The organism is Streptomyces sp. NPDC045955 (assembly GCF_056430805.1).
This window is the reverse complement of sequence record NZ_JBWKKY010000001.1, coordinates 611,759-630,309: the sequence shown is the minus strand read 5'-3', so window position 1 is coordinate 630,309 and position 18,551 is coordinate 611,759. Positions and strand designations below refer to the sequence as shown.

22 protein-coding genes are annotated in these 18,551 nt (G+C 71.2%); 15 read left to right on the top strand and 7 right to left on the bottom strand.

Features of this window, described 5'->3' with window-relative positions:
• The first annotated feature begins 8 nt into the window (after positions 1 to 8).
• The gene (locus AC07F0_RS02980) at positions 9 to 383 is read left to right on the top strand and encodes a VOC family protein (RefSeq protein ID WP_478973415.1); all 375 of its coding nucleotides are present in this window, start codon (positions 9 to 11) and stop codon (positions 381 to 383) included.
• Here the strand turns inward: AC07F0_RS02980 and AC07F0_RS02975 are convergent.
• A complete protein-coding gene (locus AC07F0_RS02975) occupies positions 377 to 739 on the bottom strand; it encodes a DsrE family protein (RefSeq protein ID WP_020273455.1) in 363 nt (120 codons plus the stop codon). The genes AC07F0_RS02980 and AC07F0_RS02975 overlap by 7 nt on opposite strands.
• Positions 740 to 942: 203 nt before the next feature.
• On the opposite strand from AC07F0_RS02975, the gene AC07F0_RS02970 reads away from it, so the two are divergent.
• The 3 genes from AC07F0_RS02970 to ygfZ are packed head-to-tail and all read left to right on the top strand — an operon-like array spanning position 943 to position 2,948.
• Entirely contained in the window at positions 943 to 1,518 is a 576-nt protein-coding gene (locus tag AC07F0_RS02970; RefSeq protein ID WP_010036187.1) for a heme-binding beta-barrel domain-containing protein, read from the top strand.
• 16 nt (positions 1,519 to 1,534) lie between these two features.
• Entirely contained in the window at positions 1,535 to 1,972 is a 438-nt protein-coding gene (locus AC07F0_RS02965) for a Fur family transcriptional regulator (RefSeq protein ID WP_356441596.1), read from the top strand.
• 10 nt (positions 1,973 to 1,982) lie between these two features.
• Positions 1,983 to 2,948 (top strand): CAF17-like 4Fe-4S cluster assembly/insertion protein YgfZ, encoded by a 966-nt coding sequence (gene ygfZ / locus AC07F0_RS02960; protein ID WP_478973412.1) that lies wholly within the window; start codon positions 1,983 to 1,985, stop codon positions 2,946 to 2,948.
• Positions 2,949 to 2,967: 19 nt separating this feature from the next.
• Here the strand turns inward: ygfZ and dtd are convergent, their stop codons facing one another.
• Entirely contained in the window at positions 2,968 to 3,393 is a 426-nt protein-coding gene (gene dtd, locus AC07F0_RS02955; RefSeq protein ID WP_010036184.1) for a D-aminoacyl-tRNA deacylase, read from the bottom strand.
• Positions 3,394 to 3,605: 212 nt separating this feature from the next.
• Here dtd and AC07F0_RS02950 point away from each other — a divergent pair, with 212 nt between their 5' ends.
• From AC07F0_RS02950 to AC07F0_RS02940, 3 genes are all read left to right on the top strand, one after another.
• Positions 3,606 to 4,238, top strand: a complete 633-nt coding sequence (locus AC07F0_RS02950; protein WP_478973409.1) for an RsiG family protein — start codon at positions 3,606 to 3,608, stop codon at positions 4,236 to 4,238.
• A 74-nt stretch (positions 4,239 to 4,312) separates the two neighbouring features.
• The gene (locus AC07F0_RS02945) at positions 4,313 to 5,575 is read left to right on the top strand and encodes a GNAT family N-acetyltransferase (protein ID WP_478973406.1); all 1,263 of its coding nucleotides are present in this window, start codon (positions 4,313 to 4,315) and stop codon (positions 5,573 to 5,575) included.
• Positions 5,576 to 5,840: 265 nt separating this feature from the next.
• A complete protein-coding gene (locus tag AC07F0_RS02940) occupies positions 5,841 to 6,758 on the top strand; it encodes a FadR/GntR family transcriptional regulator (protein WP_478973403.1) in 918 nt (305 codons plus the stop codon).
• 39 nt (positions 6,759 to 6,797) lie between these two features.
• Here AC07F0_RS02940 and AC07F0_RS02935 read toward each other — a convergent pair whose 3' ends face one another.
• Positions 6,798 to 6,986 carry a hypothetical protein gene (locus tag AC07F0_RS02935; protein WP_010036177.1) on the bottom strand — a complete coding sequence of 63 codons (189 nt, stop codon included), beginning with the start codon at positions 6,984 to 6,986 and terminating at the stop codon, positions 6,798 to 6,800.
• A gap of 147 nt (positions 6,987 to 7,133) precedes the next feature.
• On the opposite strand from AC07F0_RS02935, the gene AC07F0_RS02930 reads away from it, so the two are divergent.
• On the top strand, positions 7,134 to 8,012 hold the full coding sequence (locus AC07F0_RS02930; protein ID WP_478973400.1) for a winged helix-turn-helix domain-containing protein: 879 nt from the start codon (positions 7,134 to 7,136) through the stop codon (positions 8,010 to 8,012).
• A gap of 29 nt (positions 8,013 to 8,041) precedes the next feature.
• Positions 8,042 to 8,755 (top strand): HAD family hydrolase, encoded by a 714-nt coding sequence (locus AC07F0_RS02925; RefSeq protein WP_478973398.1) that lies wholly within the window; start codon positions 8,042 to 8,044, stop codon positions 8,753 to 8,755.
• Positions 8,756 to 8,770: 15 nt separating this feature from the next.
• Here AC07F0_RS02925 and AC07F0_RS02920 read toward each other — a convergent pair whose 3' ends face one another.
• A complete protein-coding gene (locus AC07F0_RS02920; protein WP_478973396.1) occupies positions 8,771 to 8,962 on the bottom strand; it encodes a hypothetical protein in 192 nt (63 codons plus the stop codon).
• Between the two features lie 184 nt (positions 8,963 to 9,146).
• Between AC07F0_RS02920 and AC07F0_RS02915 the strand changes: the two genes are divergently transcribed.
• The 5 genes from AC07F0_RS02915 to AC07F0_RS02895 all read left to right on the top strand — a co-directional run bounded on the left by AC07F0_RS02915 (position 9,147) and on the right by AC07F0_RS02895 (position 14,894).
• Positions 9,147 to 10,034 (top strand): winged helix-turn-helix domain-containing protein, encoded by an 888-nt coding sequence (locus tag AC07F0_RS02915; RefSeq protein WP_478973393.1) that lies wholly within the window; start codon positions 9,147 to 9,149, stop codon positions 10,032 to 10,034.
• Between the two features lie 86 nt (positions 10,035 to 10,120).
• Positions 10,121 to 11,371, top strand: coding sequence for a phosphotransferase family protein (locus AC07F0_RS02910; protein ID WP_478973390.1), 1,251 nt, complete (start codon positions 10,121 to 10,123; stop codon positions 11,369 to 11,371).
• Between the two features lie 34 nt (positions 11,372 to 11,405).
• Complete coding sequence (locus AC07F0_RS02905; protein WP_478973387.1) at positions 11,406 to 12,155, top strand: HAD family hydrolase; 750 nt, start codon at positions 11,406 to 11,408, stop codon at positions 12,153 to 12,155.
• Between the two features lie 58 nt (positions 12,156 to 12,213).
• Complete coding sequence (locus AC07F0_RS02900) at positions 12,214 to 12,834, top strand: TetR family transcriptional regulator (RefSeq protein ID WP_478973384.1); 621 nt, start codon at positions 12,214 to 12,216, stop codon at positions 12,832 to 12,834.
• Between the two features lie 44 nt (positions 12,835 to 12,878).
• Positions 12,879 to 14,894 (top strand): HelD family protein, encoded by a 2,016-nt coding sequence (locus AC07F0_RS02895; protein WP_478973381.1) that lies wholly within the window; start codon positions 12,879 to 12,881, stop codon positions 14,892 to 14,894.
• A gap of 69 nt (positions 14,895 to 14,963) precedes the next feature.
• Here the strand turns inward: AC07F0_RS02895 and AC07F0_RS02890 are convergent, their stop codons facing one another.
• A complete protein-coding gene (locus AC07F0_RS02890) occupies positions 14,964 to 16,145 on the bottom strand; it encodes a GDSL-type esterase/lipase family protein (protein ID WP_478973378.1) in 1,182 nt (393 codons plus the stop codon).
• Between the two features lie 4 nt (positions 16,146 to 16,149).
• Positions 16,150 to 16,737 carry a TetR/AcrR family transcriptional regulator gene (locus tag AC07F0_RS02885; RefSeq protein ID WP_478973375.1) on the bottom strand — a complete coding sequence of 196 codons (588 nt, stop codon included), beginning with the start codon at positions 16,735 to 16,737 and terminating at the stop codon, positions 16,150 to 16,152.
• Positions 16,738 to 16,907: 170 nt separating this feature from the next.
• Between AC07F0_RS02885 and AC07F0_RS02880 the strand changes: the two genes are divergently transcribed.
• Positions 16,908 to 17,561, top strand: coding sequence for a class I SAM-dependent methyltransferase (locus AC07F0_RS02880; RefSeq protein ID WP_478973372.1), 654 nt, complete (start codon positions 16,908 to 16,910; stop codon positions 17,559 to 17,561).
• A gap of 19 nt (positions 17,562 to 17,580) precedes the next feature.
• On the opposite strand, the gene AC07F0_RS02875 is transcribed toward AC07F0_RS02880, so the two are convergent.
• Positions 17,581 to 18,309: a hypothetical protein gene (locus tag AC07F0_RS02875; RefSeq protein ID WP_478973369.1), complete on the bottom strand. Its 729-nt coding sequence runs from the start codon at positions 18,307 to 18,309 to the stop codon at positions 17,581 to 17,583.
• Positions 18,310 to 18,551 lie beyond the last annotated feature (242 nt).

Here is an 18,551-nt window from a genome sequence, read left to right as displayed (position 1 = left end):
GAGGGCCCATGCGCCTGACGGCGGCGACACTGGACGCACCGAACGCCCGTGAGCTGGCGGACTTCTACCTGCGGCTGCTGCCCGGCTGGGCGGCACGGCCGGGCGAGGACGGCCCGGACTGGGTGCACATCCGGCCCCCGGACGGCGGTACGGGGCTGTCCTTCCAGACCGAGCCCGCGTACGTGCCGCCCCTCTGGCCGAGTGGCCCGGACCGGCAGCAGATGATGATCCACCTCGACATCGAGGTCGACGACCTGGCGAAGGAGACAGCGCGGGCCGTCGCCGCCGGGGCCCGTCTCGCCGCCTTCCAGCCGCAGGACGACGTCCGGGTGCTCCTGGACCCGGCCGGGCACCCGTTCTGCCTGTACACGGAGTCTCAGTAGACGAGCGCCTGGGTCTCCTCCGCCATCGCCTCCTGGACGAAGACCTGAGCGCCGGCGATGCGGATGCCCTTGAGGACGTCCTGCTCCGTGATCTCGCGGCGGGCCGCGCACTGTGTGCACAGGGTGACGCGGCCGGCGGCCAGGACCGAGTCGAGCAGGTCGGGGAGCGGGGCCGCGTGCGGCAGCTCGAACTCGGCGGCGCGGCCGGGCAGGGCGAACCAGGCGGACTCGCCGGTCAGCCACAGGGAGACGTCCACGCCGCTCGCCACGGCCACCGCCGCCACCGTGAACGCCTGGGAACACCGCTCCGGGGCGTCCGCCCCGGCCGTCACCTTGATCACCAGCTTCTTCGCCATAGCCCAGATCGTAGTGCCGAAGGCGCCCGCGTAAGCTGGGCGCGGCCCTGTGCACACATCCGCACCCCGCTCAAGGAGCACCCCGTGGAGCTTTTCTTCGAAATCCTGTTGGTCCTGGTCGCCGTCGGCGTCCTGGCCTTCGCCGGACTGACCGTGAAGAAGCTGTACCAGGGCCAGCGCTGATCCCCGTCTAGGAAGTTCCCATGATCGAGATCCCGTCCGACCTCCACAAGGACCTCGTCCCGCTCGCCTTCCTGCTCGGCAACTGGGCCGGTGCCGGGGTGCACGACTTCCCCGGTTCCGAGAAGTGCAACTTCGGGCAGGAGGTCGCCTTCACCCACGACGGCCGGGACTTCCTTGAGTACCGCTCCCACAGCTGGGTGCTGGACAAGGACGGCAACAAGGTCCGGCCGCTGGAGTCCGAGCACGGCTTCTGGCGGATCGACGCCGAGCGCAAGGTCGAGGTGACGATGACCCGCGACGACGGCGTCATCGAGATCTGGTACGGCGAGCTGGCCGACAAGAAGCCGCAGATCGACCTCGTGACGGACGCGGTGGCCCGCACCGCCGCCTCCCAGCCGTACACCGGCGGCAAGCGGCTCTACGGCTACGTCAAGAGCGACCTGATGTGGGTCGGCGAGAAGCAGACCCCCGAGGTCGAGCTGCGCCCCTACATGTCGGCCCACCTGAAGAAGGTCGTCACCCCGGAGGAGGTCGAGCGCTGGGCCAAGGCCCTGCCCGACGACATGCCGGACGACGGGATCGCTTTCTTCAAGTAGTTCTAGACTGGCCGGTGTGGTGAGCACCGACTGGAAGAGCGATCTGCGGCAGCGCGGCTACCGGCTGACCCCGCAGCGGCAACTCGTGCTCGAAGCCGTGGACACCCTGGAGCACGCGACCCCCGACGACATCCTCGTGGAAGTGAGGAAGACGGCGTCGGGGGTCAACATTTCCACGGTGTACCGGACGCTGGAGCTGCTGGAGGAGCTCGGCCTGGTCAGCCACGCCCATCTGGGGCACGGGGCGCCGACCTACCACCTCGCGGACCGGCACCACCACCTCCACCTGGTCTGCCGCGACTGCCAGAACGTCATCGAGGCGGACGTCTCCGTGGCCGCCGAGTTCACCGCGAAGCTGCGGCAGACGTTCGGCTTCGACACCGACCTGAAGCACTTCGCGATCTTCGGCCGGTGCGAGGACTGCACGCTCAAGGCTTCAACTACCGAGTCGTAGGCTTACGCATATGAAGAGCCCCCTGCTGACCCTGCCCGGCGCCGTCCCCGCCGAGGGCGTGGACGAAGGCGTCGCCGCCCACTACGGCGATCTGTTCCGCGAGCAGCGTGCCCTCGCCGACGGCGCCGGCTTCGTGGACCTCTCGCACCGGGGGGTCGTCACCGTCACCGGCGAGGACCGGCTCGCCTGGCTGCACCTGCTGCTCACCCAGCACGTCAGCGACCTCCCGGCCGGCCAGGCCACCGAGGCGCTGATCCTCTCCGCGAACGGCCACATCGAGCACGCCCTCTACCTCGTCGACGACGGCGAGACCGTCTGGGCCCATGTGGAGCCGGGCACCCAGGACGCGCTGATCGCGTACCTGGAGTCCATGAAGTTCTTCTACAAGGTCGAGGTCGCCGACCGGACGGCCGACATCGCGGTGGTGCACCTGCCGGCCGGCTCCATCGCCGAGGTGCCGCAGGACGCCGTCGTACGGGAGACGCCGTACGGCCGGGACCTGTTCCTGCCCCGCGCCGACCTGGAGGCGTTCGCCGCGCAGGCCGGACCGCCCGCCGGGATCCTCGCCTACGAGGCGCTGCGCGTGGAGCAGCACCGGCCCCGGCTCGGCTTCGAGACCGACCACCGCACCATCCCGCACGAGCTGGGCTGGATCGGCTCGGCGGTGCACCTCCAGAAGGGCTGCTACCGGGGCCAGGAGACGGTCGCCCGGGTGCACAACCTGGGCAAGCCGCCGCGCCGGCTGGTCTTCCTGCACCTGGACGGCAGCGAGGTCCACCTGCCGGTGGCCGGCACCGAGCTCCGGCTCGCAGGCGACGGCCCCGACGGCCGGAAGATCGGCTTCATCACGACCTCCGTCCGCCACCACGAGCTGGGGCCGGTCGCCCTCGCCCTGGTGAAGCGGAACGTGGCCGTGGACGCCCCGCTGGTGGCCGGCGACACGGCCGCGGCCCAGGAAGTCGTCGTCGAGCCGTAAGACTTGTAGTTCTTTCGGGTCAGATCTCGATCAGCACGGTGAACGGGCCGTCGTTCGTCAGTGATACGCGCATCGCCGCTCCGAAACGGCCCGTGGCCACCGTCGCGCCCAGCGAGCGCAGCTGGGCGACCACCTCGTCGACGAGCGGCTCGGCGACATCGCCGGGAGCGGCCGCGTTCCAGGTGGGGCGGCGGCCCTTGCGCGCGTCGCCGTACAGGGTGAACTGGCTGATCACCAGGAGCGGGGCGTCGATGTCGCTGCACGACTTCTCGTCGTGCAGCATGCGGACCGACCAGAGCTTGCGGGCCAGCTGGGCCGCCTTCTCCTTGGTGTCCTCGTGCGTGACGCCGACGAGGACGCACAGCCCCTCGCCCTCGATCGCCCCCACGGTCTCGCCGTCCACGACGACGCTCGCGCCGTCCACCCTCTGCACCACTGCTCGCATACGTCCATCATGCCGGGAGGTGATGTCAGGGCCGCGGGCGGTTCGCGCGTGGCCCGAAAGGGTGGTTTGCGCAGGGCCCCAACAGGCCCCGCACGGCCGTATTTTGCTGCTTAACCGCCCATCTGGGGTCTATCGGGGGCACTCGTTCTCATAGCGGCCACTTGGGGTGGCACGATGCTTTCACACACCGGTCGAGGGGACGGTTGAGGCACATGAGCACATCCAGTACCGGACATCCGCTGGGGGCTGTCTGGTCCAGCCACATGGGGGCCGGGGCGGCGGAGTACCACCGGCCACCCACACAGCGCACCGACAGCCCGCCGCTGCCCTCGGACACTCCCGAGCGCCATCTGGCCACGCTGAGCCTGCCCGAGCTGCGCACGCTGCGCCGCGAGGCCCAGCGCGACGAAGCCGACCTCAGCTACGTACGGCGACTGCTCCAGGGGCGGATCGACATCCTGCGGGCGGAGCTGACGCGGCGCACCCCGGTGGGCGCGGCCTCGGTCGCCGGGCCCGCGGAGTCGTCCGTGGTCGAACGGCTCGCGGAGATCCTGCGGGACGCCCCGGCCCGGCACCGCTCCTCCGCCCGTCATCTGACCGTGGGGACGCCGCAGGGCGAGGAGTACCGGCAACTGGCCGCGGAGATGCTCGCCGAGGTCGAGCTGTCCGACCTGGACGCCCGGACGGACCTGGAACTGAGCACCGCCATGGGGCGGCTCGTGCGCTACGAGCAGCAGGTCTCCCGGCGGCGGCAGCGGCTCCAGCGCACGGCCGACGAGTGCAGCACGGAGATCGCGCGCCGGTACCGCGAGGGCGAGGCTCAGGTCGACGACCTGCTCGTGTGAGGCTCCGCGGCCCGGGAGGGCCGGCGGTCGGATATTTACGCGACACCGACCGGCCCTCCGCCTAGCGTGATGGCATGGCCCTCACTCCCCGAGCCGACGGCATCGACATACGGCCCGTCACCGAAACCGAGTTCACCGACTGGCTGCGTGCCGTGAACAACGGCTTCCTGCGGGCGCCGGCCCCGTCCGAGGAGGAGATCGAGGGGCGCCGCCGGCAATTCGTCCCCGGCCGTTACCTCGGCGCTTTCGACGGGGGCCGGTGCGTGGCGACCTTCAAGTCCTTCGACCAGGAGCTCACGGCCGTGGGCGGGGCGAGCGTCCCGGCCGACGCCGTCTCGGGCGTCACCGTCACCGCCACGCACCGCCGCCGAGGGCTGCTCAGCCGGATGATGGCGCAGGACCTGGCGGCCGCGAAGGAGCGCGGGGACGTCGTCGCGACGCTGATCGCCGCCGAATACCCGATCTACGGCCGGTACGGCTTCGGGCCGGCGACCTGGATGTCGGAGTGGACCATCGACGTGCCGCGCGCCGGTCTCGACGCCCGCTGGGCGGGCCCGGCGGACGGCGGGCGGATCGACCTGGTGGACGGCGAGGACGTCCGCAAGCTCGGCCCCGAGCTGCACGAGCGGCTGCGCCGCACCCAGCCCGGTGTCATCACCCGCGACGAGGTGTGGTGGAAGCTCAACACCGGCGCCCTGCGGTTCGACCCGTCGTGGAAGCTCCCCTTCTTCGCCGTGTACCGCTCGGCGTCCGGCGAGGTCGAGGGCATGGCCGCCTACGAGGTCGACGACCACTGGGGTGACGCCAAGCAGCCGTTGAACACGGCCACCGTGACGTGGCTGCTCGGCGCGACACCGGCCGCGGAGCGCGCCCTGTGGCAGTACCTGTGCTCGATCGACTGGGTCGTGACCGTCAAGAGCGGCTGGCGGGCGCCCGACGACCTGCTCCCGTTCCTGCTGCCGGACCCGCGGGCGGCCAGGATCACCACGCTGGCGGACTGGCTGTGGGTGCGGATCCTCGACGTCGTACGGGCGCTCCAGGCGCGGACGTACGAGGGGGAGGGGACGCTGGTGCTGGAGGTCGCCGGCGTGGACGGTCTGACCGGCGGGCGCTACCTGCTGGAGGCCTCGGCCGCCGGGACGTCCTGTACGCCGACCACGAGGAGCGCGGACATCGTGCTCGGGCTGGGCGAGTTGGGGGCGCTGTGGCTCGGCGACGAGTCGGCGGTGCGGCTGGCGGCGCTGGGCCGGGTCCGGGAAGAACGAGCGGGCGCCGCCCGGAAGGCCGACGCCCTGCTGCGTACGTCCAGGCGGCCTTGGTGCCCGGACATGTTCTGAGCCGCTCCCTTCCGCCGACGACAGGGATCCCGCATCCGTAGCGAGCTGTTCGGTTGTGGTTGTTGCGCGGTGGTGCCTGCCGGCGGTGGTGCCGACCGGCCGGGGCTCCCGGCTCCCCTCCGGAAGGGAGCCCCATGGCGGATGGCCAACCCCCTTGAGGGTCTGACCACGTCGCTCAAGTTGGCTACCAACTTCTCTGTACTTATCTCCGCTTGGAAGCGACTCATAACCATCTGGTGCTGAACTGCCCAAAGATGGCGGGAAGTTGTACTGTTCAGTTGTGGACCCGGAACACGCCTCCGTCAGTGGACGGAAGAGGTCGCAACGGCCACAGAGAACACATCACGAGGTGGCCGACGAACTGCGCGCCCGGATCAGGTCAGGAGCACTGCGGCCGGGCGAACGCATGCCCACCCAGGCCCAGCTGGCCCACGAGTTCGGCGTCGAGCGCGGTGCCGTACGCCAGGCCCTGCGCATCCTCCAGTCAGAGCGGTTGCTCACCAACGTGTCCAAGGGCAGCCCGGCGACCGTCGCCCCCGCCCCGGACACGGCGCCGACCGGCCCGCACACCCCGCCGCTGCCCACCACGGTGGCCCTGGCTCCGCGGATCGCGGCGGCCTTCGCGGCGGAGCACGTCGAGATCGACGCCGTGTGCCTGACCTCCGTGTCCCTCACGCTCGCCATCGGTGAGCCGCTGCGGCAGATCCACGCCGGACGGCTGAAACCGGCCAAGGTCGACGTCCGGGTCCTGCTGCCGAGCCGGGACATCGACCTCGCCTTCCCGGTGCCGGTCGAGGGGCGCGGCGACGACTGGGTGCACGACCGGTGGCTGGCGATGCGCAACGCGCAGGGCCAGGTCCTCCGGCACAACCTCCTGGCCCTGCGCGCCACGCACGGCATCGACGTGCGCGTCACGTTCCGGGCGCTGCCCTTCACCCCGCCGGTGAAGCTGTACCTGCTCAACAACACGGAGGCGCTGTTCGCGTACTACACGCTGATGCGCCGGGAGGCCGAGATCGACCACGAGCACCTGGAGATGTACGACGCCCAGGGCACCCAGTCGATGCTGTTCTCCTTCCAGCAGGGCCCCGGTCCGCGCGACACGACGTTCGTCGAGCAGTCGCACCTGTGGTTCAACGCACTGTGGGAGACGATCAGTTCGGAGCTGGTGCTCACGAACTGACGTCTCCCACGGTGGGTTGAACCGGGGCGGTGCGGTGACTCATCGGGCGGGGCCTGTCATCAGCAGCGCGAGCACGACCGCTCCGGCGGAGCTGACGGCCGGGCTCTTGGCCTTGATGCCCACCGTGAGAAGGATCAGGCCGACGATGCCGGCCGGACCGTACTTCCACTGGACGAGCTGCTCGAAGGCGACGACGAAGGCGGCGGAGAGGAGAGCGAGGGCGGGCATCTGAGTTCCCCCTTCGGCAGTTCGGAAGCAAAACTTCCGCCAACTCTGTGAAGTTGGTAACCAACTCTGATTAAGTTGTCCCCCCTTGGCACCTAGTCATAAACAACTTTCAAACAACTCCCGCTAGATGGATCAAAGTTGTAGCGTTTGGTCGTGACCCAGGAGAACGTGGCAGTGAACGGCAGCAGAAGGCTCTCGCCCCAGGAGATCGCCGACCACCTGCGCAAACGCATCCGCGCCGGCGAGCTCAAGCCGGGGGACCGCCTGCCCACCCAGGCCGAACTCGCGGAGGAGTTCGGTGTGGAGCGCGGCGCCGTACGCCAGGCCCTGCGGGCACTCCAGGAGGACGGCCTCCTCAGCAACGTCAGCAAGGGCAGCCCGCCGCGCATCGCCGCACCGGCCCCGGCCCGGGACGAGCCCCAGCCGACGATGGTGGGCCTGGCACCGCGACTGACGGAGGCGTTCTCGACGACGGCCGTCCATGTCGACGTGGTCTGCCACACGTCCGAGACCTTGATGGTGGCCCTTGGGGAGCCGCTGCGCCGTATCCACGGGGGCGGGAGCCGCCCCGAGTCGATCGACCTGCGTCTTCTGCTCCCCTCCCGGGACATCAACCTGGCCTTCCCCCGTCTCGTCGAGGAGCAGGGGGAGGACGACGCCGTGCACCAGCGCTGGCTGGAGATGCGCAATGCCCAGCTCCGGGTCCTCGAACACAACCTGCTGACCCTGCGGGCCACGCACGGCATGGACGTACGGGTCCGCTTCCGGGCGCTGCCCTTCACCCCGCCCATGAAGCTGTACGTACTCAACGGCCAGGAAGTGCTGATGGGGTACTACATGCTGACCCGGCGAGAAGAGGCGTGGGGCAGCCGAACCCTGGACATGTACGACGCGCTCGGCTCCGAGTCCCTCCTCTTCTCGTTCCTGAAGCAGGCCGGAAACCGCGATGCCCGGCTCGTGGAGGAAACCCAGAAGTGGTTCGACGCCCTCTGGGAAACCATCTCGACGGACCTGACACTCTCCTAGTGACTCCTGATACGAAGCAGACTGATGCGGTGAGAATCGCGACCGAAGGTGATCCGGACGGACTTCGCCATCTGATCAGACGTGCCCGTGTCGTGCTGTGGGACTTCGACGGGCCCATCTGTCGGCTGTTCGCGCGCCACTCGGCGGAGGGGGTGGCCCGCGACCTGGTGTCCTGGCTGGAGGGCCGCGGTCTGCACGGCGTGCTCTCGGGGGCCGAGCGTGAGTCCCTCGACCCTCATGTGATTCTGCGCGCCGTGGGCCACCGGTACCCCGGCAGTGACCTGGTCGTGGAGCTGGAGGAGCGCCTGACCCAGGAGGAGTTGCGGGCAGCGGGCACCGCACTGCCCACCGCGTACGCGGACCCGCTGATCCGCACCTGGACGGCTGTCGGTGCCCGCCTGGCCGTCGCCAGCAACAACTCCCCGCGGGTGATACGGCAGTACCTCACCAGCCGTGACCTGCTCCCCTGCTTCTCTCCGCACGTCTACGGCCGGACCGGAGACCTCCAGCTGCTCAAGCCGGACCCGCACTGCCTCAACCGGGCGCTGAACGCCATGGGTGCCGCCCCGACGGACGCCCTGATGATCGGTGACACCCCTTCCGACTGCCTTGCCGCGAAGGAAGCGGGCGTACCGTTCCTGGGGTACGCGCGCCGCGACCCGGCGGTCACATCGCTGCGGGATGCCGGTGCCGAGGTCGTCCTGCCGTCGCTGGAGCCGTTGCTGGAGCTTCTGCGGCGCTGAGAGCCCCGCCGCGGCTCAGCGGTTCGTCATGAGAAGCAGCAGGATCACGGCGCCGAGGGACGTGCACGTCGAGTTCCGTGCCTTCAGACCCACGGCCAGGAGGAACAGGGCGACCAGCCCCATCGCCCCCAGCTTCCACTGCACGAGCTGCTCGAAGCCGAGCACGAGCACCACACCGAAGAGCTGTAGAGCCGGCGCAATCACCACGGTGTCCCCCTTGTGGGTCGTCGGCCGCTGGGCCGTCAACTGGCCGCCAATTGGACTGGTGGCCTAGTATTGGACTAACCAAGTGCGAAGATCCTTAACCATCGGTCCAATTGGTTGGTATCCGGGTGGGTGAAATCCGACTGGGAGTGGTGTGATTCCGGTAGGAGGGCGGTAGGTTCCGAGCATGACCAGCTCAGCACAGAAGGAAGGCGCCGGCCGCAGGTTCCTGCAGGTGGCGGAGCTCCTGCGGAAACGCATCGCGGACGAGACGTACCCGGTCGGCAGCTCACTGCCGGCTGGACGGGAGCTGGCCGCGGGCCTCGGCGTCTCCAGGGACACGCTCCGGCGCGTCCTCAACCAACTCGCCGACGAAGGCCTGCTCGAGATCCGTCATGGCAGTGGCAGCTATGTTCGGGCCGTGCCGTCCGGGCCGACGAAAGCGGTCGTTGACGAGGCGGCGGCCCACCCTGCCCTCGGCTCGTGGATCGATCGCGCCTTTCAGGAGACGGGACGGGTCAGCATCGATGTCTTCACGCTGACCTCCGAGACCCTGTACGGCCATCTCAAGCGGCAGGCGGAACGCGTCATCGTCGAAAAGAAGACTCCGCCGCAGGCCCTGCACATCCGCATGCTGGTGCCGAGCGAGGACCACCCGTTGGCCTACCCCCGGGCCGAGGACCCGGACGACACTCGGATCCACCAGCGTTGGCGGACGATGGCGCGCCGGTACGCCAGGGAGGTGGGCAGACTGGTCGACCAGCTCGAAGAATGCGGAGTCGACGCCCGCCTGGAGGTCAGGCGTGTACCGCTGACGCCCACCTTCAAGCTGTACGTCCTCAACGAGCAGCACATGCTGTACGGGACGTACATGCCGGAGAGGACCGTCATCACGCTCGACGACGAGGAGGAGACGCAGGTCGAGGCGGTGGATGTGCTCGGCGCCTTCTCGAAGCTCCACTACTTCCACAGCCGGTCCGTGGATCCCCGGGAAGTGGCGCTCTTCGAAGAGAAACGAGACTGGTTTCAGTCGGCCTGGAACGTTCTGGGTTCAAGGGGGCGGCGAGAGAAATGAGACCCTCCGGCACGGAGCGTGAAGGGGGTTGTCCATATAGTGACACGCGGTGAGTCTCACCAGTCGTCGTACTACTCTGTGCGCTCATGTCGTCCCCTCTGCACCGCAGAGCGTTCCACTCGTTGGTGCGCCGACTCGCGGAGGCAAGGCGCCGCAGCCCCGACGGGGAGGTGGTTTCCGGCCATCACAACACGAACCTCGTCCTGCCCCTGGGAACTCCGCTGGCCTTCCTGCTGCGGCAGCGGTCGGGAGACGTTCTCGCCAAGTTCCGCACGCCCAGGCAGGCGGTCGAAGTAGTGCCGCGACTGTGGCGACGGGAGTCCGAGCTGCTGAGGGTGCTCGACGGCCGGGTGCGTCATGTGCCGCGTTGCCTGGTCGACTTCGGAGAATGGTCTCTGCACGAGTATCTGCCGGGTCCCACCCTCGCCGAGGTGGCTCCCGCGGGGCAGCGGATCGGCCCGGACCGGCTGGCCGCGCTCGCCGGATTCTTCGCGGAACTGGCCGGGGTGCCCGGGGCCGAGCTCCCTGCGCTGCCCGAGGACTGGCCGGACGACGGCGACAGCGAGGGTTTCCTGGGGTGGCTGGCCGGTTTCACCGAGCAGCGGGTGCACCAGGCCAATCGGCCGCGCTTCGGCATGCTGTTCGACGCCGTGGGCATTCCCCGCGACGCCGTGGAACGCTTCCTGGGCACCCTTCGCACCCCGGCCCAGCGTCCCTTCGCCCTGTTGCACACGGACGTTCACCGGGCCAATGTGCTGGTCCTGCCCGGGGCGGACGGTGAGCGTCTGGCAGTGATCGACTGGGAACTCGCCCTGTACGGCGACCCGTTGCACGACCTCGCGACGCACTTGGTCCGGATGGACTACGCCAAGGAGGAGCGCGAGGTGATGATCGACCTGTGGACCCAGGCGATGCGCAGCACCGGCCACGGCGAGATGACCGCCGACCTCGACCGGGGCCTGCGCGCCTACCGCGACTTCGAGTTCGTCCAGTCGCTCTACCCGGACGTGATGCGGGCCGCCCTGTACTTGTCCGAGTGTCCCGCCGAACGCGAACTGTCCGACGCGGCCGACCGGGTGTGCCGTGCGCTGCACCGGGCCTGGCAGCCACTGAGACTCACGGGTGATCCGCGGGACGAGAGCGAGGTCCGCGAAGCACTGCGCCGGTGGCATGCCGCGGACCGGGAATGGCGTACCCGGTCGGCTTTGGACCTGCCCGGTGGTGATGGGCTGAAACAGGAACACATACCCCGGCGTCCCGAGGGGCAACGGCTTCGTGTCCGGCGGCCCCGCCAGGCCGTCGCGGAGCGCAGGGAACCGACGGGCGTGCGGGGCTGAGACGGGCCGAGGCGGGAAGGCGGGCGGAACGACCATGGCTGTCGACGTCGACATGTTCACGGACGTACGCAGAAGGCTGGCCGGGGCCCGCTGTGTTCTCTTCGACTTCGACGGGCCGATCTGCCGGCTCTTTCCCGAGGACAGGTCGAAACCGATCGCCGACGAACTCCGGCGTGAGATCGAGGCCGTCGGAGCCTCGCACGTCCTCGGTGCGGCGGAACGGACCCACAAGGATCCGCATGTCGTCCTGGGCGCGGTGCATCGAGCCCTGCGCGCGGGGGTGCCCGGCCTGCAAGGGCTGCTGCGCGTCCTGGAGGAACGGGTCACGGCCGGTGAACTCGCTGCCGCCGAACTCGTCGCCGCCCATCGCGAGTGGCACACCCCGTACGCGGACGCCCTCATCCGCGGACTCGCGCGCCGGGGAGTGACTCTGGCCGTGGTCACGAACAACTCTCCCCTGGCGGCTGAGGCGCATCTCGACCGGCGCGGGCTGCTCCCGTACTTCGCCACGGTCCAGGGCCGCCGCGCCGACGACCCGGGCCTGATGAAGCCGCACCCCGACGTCCTGTTCCGCGCACTGCGTGTGCTCGGCCTCGGCCCCGACGACGCGGTGATGATCGGCGACACGCCTACGGACGTACAGGCGGCCGCTCGGGCCGGCGTGGAGTTCGTCGGCTACGGACGCAACGAACGCAAGGTCCGCGCGCTGTGTCGGGCGGAGGCCCCGACGGTGATCACTTCGTACGGGCCGTTGATCGAGGAGGAGTGGGAGCCTGGGCCGTGACGCCGTGACGCCGTGACGCCGTGACGCCGCCGTCGGACGCGGACCGTAGGCTCCCCCCATGACCGAGCCCGGCCTGCGTGAGCGCAAGAAGCAGCGGATGTACGAGACCGTGTCCGACATCGCGATCCGGCTCTTCCTGGAGAAGGGGTTCGACGCGGTGTCCGTCGCCGAGGTGGCGGCGGCGGCCGAGATCTCCAAGCCGACGCTGTTCCGGTACTTCCCGGCGAAGGAGGACCTGGTCCTGCACCGGATCGCCGACCACGAGGGCGAGGCCGCGCGGGTGGTCGCGGCGGCTGAGGGCGATCCCGTGGGGGCGCTGCGGCGGCACTTCCTGGAGGGACTGGAGCGGTGCGATCCCGTGACCGGGCTCAACGACGATCCCCGGGTGCTCGCCTTCCACCGGCTGCTCTACGGGACGCCCTCCCTGGTCGCCCGGGCGCACACGCACCAGGAGCGGTCCGAGGCCGCGCTCGCCGAGGCGCTCGGGGGTGATCTGGACGCGCGGCTCGCGGCCGGGCAGATCATGGCCGTGCAGCGGATCCTCGCGCTGGAGAACTGGCGGCGGATCGCGGCGGGGGAGCGGGTGGCGGACGTACGGGCGGACGCGGTGGCGGCGGCGGAGCGGGCGTTCGGATGGCTGGCGGCGGGGCTGCCGCCCGGCCTCCATGGTGATACCTAGTAATAAATTTAACTCGGTCACGTTTTCGCGCTACGCTCTGTGGAATGACGTCGACCGAGCCTGCCCTTCAGCATGTCCTCGACCGTGAACGCGCCCACCACGACCGCTGCCGGGCCGCCCTCGCCGCGATGGTCGAGGGGGCCGGGGAGCAGGTCGTCATCGGGGAGGACGTGTCCGCGTCCGGCGCCGATGCCGAGGTGCTCGGGTACCGGCTGCGCAGCCAGGCCAAGGCGCTGCGCGAGCTGCCCGAGGGGCCCTTGTTCTTCGGGGCCTTGCAGCGGGAGGACGGGCAGTTGCACATCGGCCGGCTGCGGATCTCCGAGCATCCGGCACAACCGCCCCTCGTCGTCGACTGGCGCGCGCCCGTCTCACGCGCCTTCTACCAGGCCTCGGCCCGCGACCCGCAGGGCGTCGCCGTGCGCCGCCGGTTCGGGTGGGCGCCCGGCAGCCGGGGCGACTCCGCCGACCTGACCGGCCTGGAGGACGAGCACCTGGGGCAGGGCGAGGCGCGGACCAGCGAGATCGTCGCCCGGGAGATCGAACGGCCGCGCGTCGGGCCCATGCGGGACATCGCCGCGACCATCCAGCCCGAGCAGGACGACCTCGTACGGGGGGACCTGGCGGTGTCGGTGTGCGTGCAGGGGGCGCCCGGCACCGGCAAGACCGCCGTCGGGCTGCACCGGGCCGCGTATCTGCTCTACACGTACCCGCAGCGCATCCGCCGCGGCGGTCTGCTGATCCTCGGGCCCAACCGCACCTTCCTGTCGTACATCGCGGAGGTCCTGCCGTCCCTGGGCGAGACCGGCGTGCGGCAGTCGACGCTGGCCGAGGAGATCGCGCGGCATCCGGTCAGGGGCCGTGACGAGCCGGCGGCCGCCGTCGTCAAGCACGACGCCCGGATGGCCGAGGTACTGCGGCGTGCGCTGTACGCGAGGGTGCGCGCCGAGGGGGCCGGCTCCCTCGCCGTGCCGGACGGGTCGTACCGCTGGCGGGTGCCGGCGCAGACCCTGGAGGGGATCGTGGCGGACGTACGGGAGGAGGAACCACCCTACGGCGTCGGGCGGGAGCGGGTGCGGGCGCGGATCGTGCGGTGCCTGCACGAGCAGGCCGAACGACGGGCCGGGCCGCCCCCCAACGCCTGGGTGCGCCGGATCGAGCGGGCCCGGCCCGTGTCCGCGTACGTCGACGCCGTCTGGCCCCGGGTGCGGCCCGAGGAGGTCGTGGCCGAACTGCTCGCCGATCCCGGGGTGTTGGCGCAGGCCGCCGACGGGCTGCTGGACCCCGACGAGCAGCGGGCGCTGCTGTGGCGGAAGCCGCCCCGATCGTGGAAGTCGGCGCGCTGGTCGCCCGCCGACCTGGTGCTCCTCGACGAGGTCGCCGGGCTGATCGAGCACCCGGAGGGGTACGGGCACGTCGTCGTCGACGAGGCGCAGGACCTGTCCCCGATGGAGTGCCGGGCCATCGCCCGCCGGGCGTCCTTCGGCTCGCTGACGGTCCTGGGCGACCTGGCGCAGGGGACGACCCCGTGGGCGGCCCGGTCCTGGCCGGCCGTCCTGGCGCACCTGGGGAAACCGGACGCGGCCGTGGTCGAGCTGACCACCGGCTTCCGCGTGCCGCGCGCGGTCGTCGCCCTCGCCAACCGGCTGCTGGAGCGGCTGGACGTGGACGTACCGGCGGCCCGTTCGCTGCGCGGTGACGGGGAGCTGCGGATGCGCGAGACGGACCCGGACGGCGTGCCCGGCGCGGTCGTCGAAGCGGTCCGGGACGCACTGGGGCGGGAGGGCTCGGTCGGGGTCGTCGCGGCGGACGCGGACGTGCCCCGGATCCGGGCGGCCCTGGACGCGGCCGGCATCGACGCGGCGGGCCCGGAGGAACTCGGCGCGCGGGTGTCCCTGGTACCGGCGAGCGTCGTCAAGGGCCTCGAGTACGACCATGTCGTGGCCGTCGAGCCGGCGGCGATCGCCGAGGCGGAGGAACGGGGGCTGCACCGGCTCTACGTGGTGCTGACGCGGGCGGTGACACGGCTGGACGTGGTGCGGGGGCGGCCGTTGCCCTTCTGACCCGCCGACCGGGCCGCCAGGCGCGACGGCGTCCCCGGGCTGTGGACGCCGTCGCGCGAGGTCACGCGGTCACGAGGCCGGGGCGAAGGGGCCGTTCCCGGTGAAGGCGAGGGCGTGGAAGCGTTCGCCGATGCGGCGGTGGGTGGCGGCGTCCGGGTGGACCTCGTCGGGGAGGGGGAGTTCGGCCGCGTCGGAGGCGCCGTAGAGGTCGAGGCCGTCGAGGTAGTGGAGGTTCGGGTCCTCGGCCGCACGCCGGCGGACGATACGGGACAGTTCCTCCCGGACGACGCCGAGCGTCAGCTTCCCGGCGGGCACCTCCGCCGGGTCGCCCATCGCGGCGAACCGCAGCCGGCCCTCGCCGAGCGCGCTGATGTCCGGGGCCGTCGGCCCGGGCGTGCTCTCGTGGATGGCGCAGTGGACGGAGGAGACGACCAGCAGCGGGACGTCAGGGTGCCCGTCGCGGATCGTGTCGAGGAAACCGTGCACGGCCGGACCGAACGCGCGCAGCCGCATCGCGTCCGCGTTGACGATGTTGATGCCGATCTTCACGCTGATCAGGTCGGCCGGGGTGTCCCGCATGGCGCGCGCGGTGAACGGGTCGAGCATCGCACTGCCGCCCAGACCGAGGTTGACCAGTTCCACACCGCCGAGCGACGCGGCGATCGCGGGCCAGATGGCGGTCGGGCTCGCGGCGTCGGAGCCGTGGCTGATCGAACTGCCGTGGTGCAGCCACACCCTCCGGCCCCGGTCCGGCACCGGCTCCACGGGCGCGTCGGTGCGCAGGGCGACGAGCTCGGTGGTCTCGTTGTGCGGCAGCCAGATCTCGACGTCCTTCTCGCGCGCGGGCAGTCCGGTGAAGCGGACGGTGCCGACCGGGCCCGGCGTGACCTCACCCTCCCAGGTGGCCATGTCGATCGTGAGGACGTTGCCGCCCGTTCCCGTGGCCTGGCCGGCCGGGCGCCCGTCGACGAGCAGGTCGTACAGGCCGTCCGGCCGGGGCGGGAAGCCGGCGTAGTCGCGCTTGGTGCGCAGCGTGTCCAGCTCGACGGCGGTCGCGGCGGTACGGAACGCCAGCCGTACGCCGGACGGCTGGGCCTCGGCCATGGCCAGCTGGGCATTGGTGTTCTGCGCGCGGGCCCGGGCGGGCAGCCGGTGCGGGAGCAGCCCGTGCTCGGTGCGCTCCAGGTCGAGGGCGCCGCGCAGCAGGTCCGCCGTGAGGGGGGTGGTGATCCAGTCGTGCTCGGTGTGCATGGTGTCAGCCTCGGGAGTCGGTGGGGGGTTCGGGCCAGTTCCGCAGCAGCGTGTCGAGTGCGTCGAGGATCCGGGCCCAGGTGTCGTCGGTGTCGGGAGCGCTGTGACTGAACCCGCCGCCCATCTCCAGGCTGACGTACCCGTGGAAGACGCTGCCCAGCAGGCGGACCGCGTGGGTCTGGTCCGGTTCCGTCAGGTCGTAGCCGCGCAGCAGCGCCCGGGTCATCTGCGCGTGCCGGACGCCGGCGCTCGCCGCCGCCGTCTGCGGGTCGAGCCGCAGCTGGGCGGCGGCGTAACGGCCGGGGTGCTCCCGGGCGTAGTCGCGGTAGACGTTCGCGAGGGCGGCCAGGGCTTCCTTGCCGGCCCGCCCGGCCAGGGCGTCGGCGGCCCGGTCGGCGAGCTCCGTGAGGGCGAGCAGGGCGATCCGGGTCCTGAGGTCCTGGGAGTTCTTCACGTGCGAGTACAGACTCGCGACCTTGACGTCGAACCGGCGGGCGAGCGCCGAGACGGTCACCTGCTCGAAGCCGACCTCGTCGGCCAGCTCGGCACCTGCCCGGGTCAGGCGTTCCGGTGTCAGTCCTGCGCGTGCCATACGGCCACTCCCTTCTGCCAAAAGGTAGTGTGCATCTACCTAATAGCTTTAGGCAAATATCGGAGAGGCTTCTGCTTCGTCACGCTGCCCCCGTGCCGGGCGGGGGACCGGCGTGTGCCCGCTCGGCGTGACGGCCCGGCCCTGTCAGTGCCGTCGTCTACCTTCACGGCATGACCGAGCCCTCCCACCTCACCGCCGTCCGGGAGTCGTACGACACCGTCGCCGCCGACTACGCCCGGCTCGTCAAGGAGCCGGCCGAGCTGGACCCGGTGTCGCGCGCGATGCTGGCCGCCTTCGCCGAGCTCGTCCGGCCGCCGCACCCCGGGCCGGTGGCCGACCTCGGCTGCGGCCCGGGCAAGGTGACGGCACATCTGGCCGCCCTGGGCGTGCCGGTGTTCGGCGTGGACGTGTCGCCGGAGATGGTCGGGCTGGCCCGGGAGGCGTATCCGGATCTGCGCTTCACCGTCGGCTCGATGACCGCTCTGGAGATCGGCAGCGGCGAACTCGGCGGCATCCTGGCGTACTACTCCACCCACCACACCCCGCCGCAGTGGCTGCCGACCGTGTTCGCCGAGTTCCACCGCACCCTCGCACCCGGCGGCCGGCTGATGCTGGCCGGCCCGGTGGGCGGCGGCGAGCACCTGCGTCCGTCGCACGCCTACGGCGACCACCCGGTGTCCTACGAGTCGTACCTGCTGCCGCCGGAGCGGATCGCCGAACTGCTGCACCGGGCCGGGCTGGTCATCACGACGCGTGTGGTGCAGGAGCCGGACGAGGGGACCAAGCGGCAGATCGGCACGTTCCTGGCGTACAAGCCGCGGTAGCGGGTGGCGGGTCCCGCCGCTACCCGCCGTGCAGCCACACCCGCAACGGGCCGGCCGGCTCGAAGCCGTGCCGGAGGGCGGTCCGCAGGTCGTTGCCGCTCTCGTAACCGACCACGGGCAGGGCGGGGAAGAGCCGACCGAGCAGGTGCAGCAGGCCCGGCCAGGCCGTGTCGGGCCCGCCCTCCCGCCCGAAGACGTTGGAGACGCCGACCAGGTGCGCGCCACGGGTGGCCACCGCTCCGGCGACGACGCGCCCGTCACCGGACCGCCCCGCGATCACGAAGGTCTCCGGGCCGGCGAGCAGCCCGTCCCGCCAGAGGCCCGCGTTCCCGGCGCCGCCGTCCCAGGCCAGTGCCCAGGCGCGCAGCGCGTCCGGATCGCGCACCACGTCCCACGCGAGATCCGTCGGCCCGGGGGCGCGGGCGGGCGCGGCCGCACCCGCCGGACGGTGGATCCACCGCGCCTCGAACAGCACCCGGAACCCGGCCCCCGTCAGATCGAGATCGGCGAAGCTGTCCTTGACCGAGGCGCCGGGCGAGCCCATGTCGACCCGAGCCACGAGCGCGTCCGGGTCGGCGCCCGGCTCCAGCGTCACCGCGTCGGGGTAGTAGAGCGGCGCCCGCCCCGCGGCGGCCCACGCCTCGCCCCCGAACTCACTCGCCACACCGTGCGCCCGGCACATTGCCGCGCACCACTCGGCGTTGTCGCGGGCGGCGGCCCGGGCCAGGAACTGCGGCGAGGTCGTCATGGATGCGGATCATGGCCGCGCACGGCCTGACAGTCGAACGATTTTGGGCCGGGCCGCTTCTAGGGTGATCGCGAGTGTCCACCGACGATCGGGCCAGGAGGCCGGCATGTCCGTACAGATGAAGTCGAGCGATCGACGCCGAATTCGCCTCGCTGGGCGGCGGGGACGGACTCTCCCTCGGCTTCCAGCGGGTCGACGCGCGAGTGGGCGCCGCACCGGCTCGGTGAGCCCCTCACCCGCCA

What these genes read in the sequence shown, in the direction of transcription:
- AC07F0_RS02915 (WP_478973393.1), top strand. Translation starts at nt 9,147, where the DNA reads ATGACCAGCTCAGCACAGAAGGAAGGCGCCGGCCGCAGGTTCCTGCAG.
- AC07F0_RS02885 (WP_478973375.1), bottom strand. Translation starts at nt 16,737, where the DNA reads ATGGCACGCGCAGGACTGACACCGGAACGCCTGACCCGGGCAGGTGCC.
- AC07F0_RS02975 (WP_020273455.1), bottom strand. Translation starts at nt 739, where the DNA reads ATGGCGAAGAAGCTGGTGATCAAGGTGACGGCCGGGGCGGACGCCCCG.
- AC07F0_RS02980 (WP_478973415.1), top strand. Translation starts at nt 9, where the DNA reads ATGCGCCTGACGGCGGCGACACTGGACGCACCGAACGCCCGTGAGCTG.
- AC07F0_RS02875 (WP_478973369.1), bottom strand. Translation starts at nt 18,309, where the DNA reads ATGACGACCTCGCCGCAGTTCCTGGCCCGGGCCGCCGCCCGCGACAAC.
- AC07F0_RS02945 (WP_478973406.1), top strand. Translation starts at nt 4,313, where the DNA reads ATGGCCCTCACTCCCCGAGCCGACGGCATCGACATACGGCCCGTCACC.
- AC07F0_RS02950 (WP_478973409.1), top strand. Translation starts at nt 3,606, where the DNA reads ATGAGCACATCCAGTACCGGACATCCGCTGGGGGCTGTCTGGTCCAGC.
- dtd (WP_010036184.1), bottom strand. Translation starts at nt 3,393, where the DNA reads ATGCGAGCAGTGGTGCAGAGGGTGGACGGCGCGAGCGTCGTCGTGGAC.
- AC07F0_RS02910 (WP_478973390.1), top strand. Translation starts at nt 10,121, where the DNA reads ATGTCGTCCCCTCTGCACCGCAGAGCGTTCCACTCGTTGGTGCGCCGA.
- ygfZ (WP_478973412.1), top strand. Translation starts at nt 1,983, where the DNA reads ATGAAGAGCCCCCTGCTGACCCTGCCCGGCGCCGTCCCCGCCGAGGGC.
- AC07F0_RS02880 (WP_478973372.1), top strand. Translation starts at nt 16,908, where the DNA reads ATGACCGAGCCCTCCCACCTCACCGCCGTCCGGGAGTCGTACGACACC.
- AC07F0_RS02900 (WP_478973384.1), top strand. Translation starts at nt 12,214, where the DNA reads ATGACCGAGCCCGGCCTGCGTGAGCGCAAGAAGCAGCGGATGTACGAG.
- AC07F0_RS02890 (WP_478973378.1), bottom strand. Translation starts at nt 16,145, where the DNA reads ATGCACACCGAGCACGACTGGATCACCACCCCCCTCACGGCGGACCTG.
- AC07F0_RS02895 (WP_478973381.1), top strand. Translation starts at nt 12,879, where the DNA reads ATGACGTCGACCGAGCCTGCCCTTCAGCATGTCCTCGACCGTGAACGC.
- AC07F0_RS02935 (WP_010036177.1), bottom strand. Translation starts at nt 6,986, where the DNA reads ATGCCCGCCCTCGCTCTCCTCTCCGCCGCCTTCGTCGTCGCCTTCGAG.
- AC07F0_RS02970 (WP_010036187.1), top strand. Translation starts at nt 943, where the DNA reads ATGATCGAGATCCCGTCCGACCTCCACAAGGACCTCGTCCCGCTCGCC.
- AC07F0_RS02905 (WP_478973387.1), top strand. Translation starts at nt 11,406, where the DNA reads ATGGCTGTCGACGTCGACATGTTCACGGACGTACGCAGAAGGCTGGCC.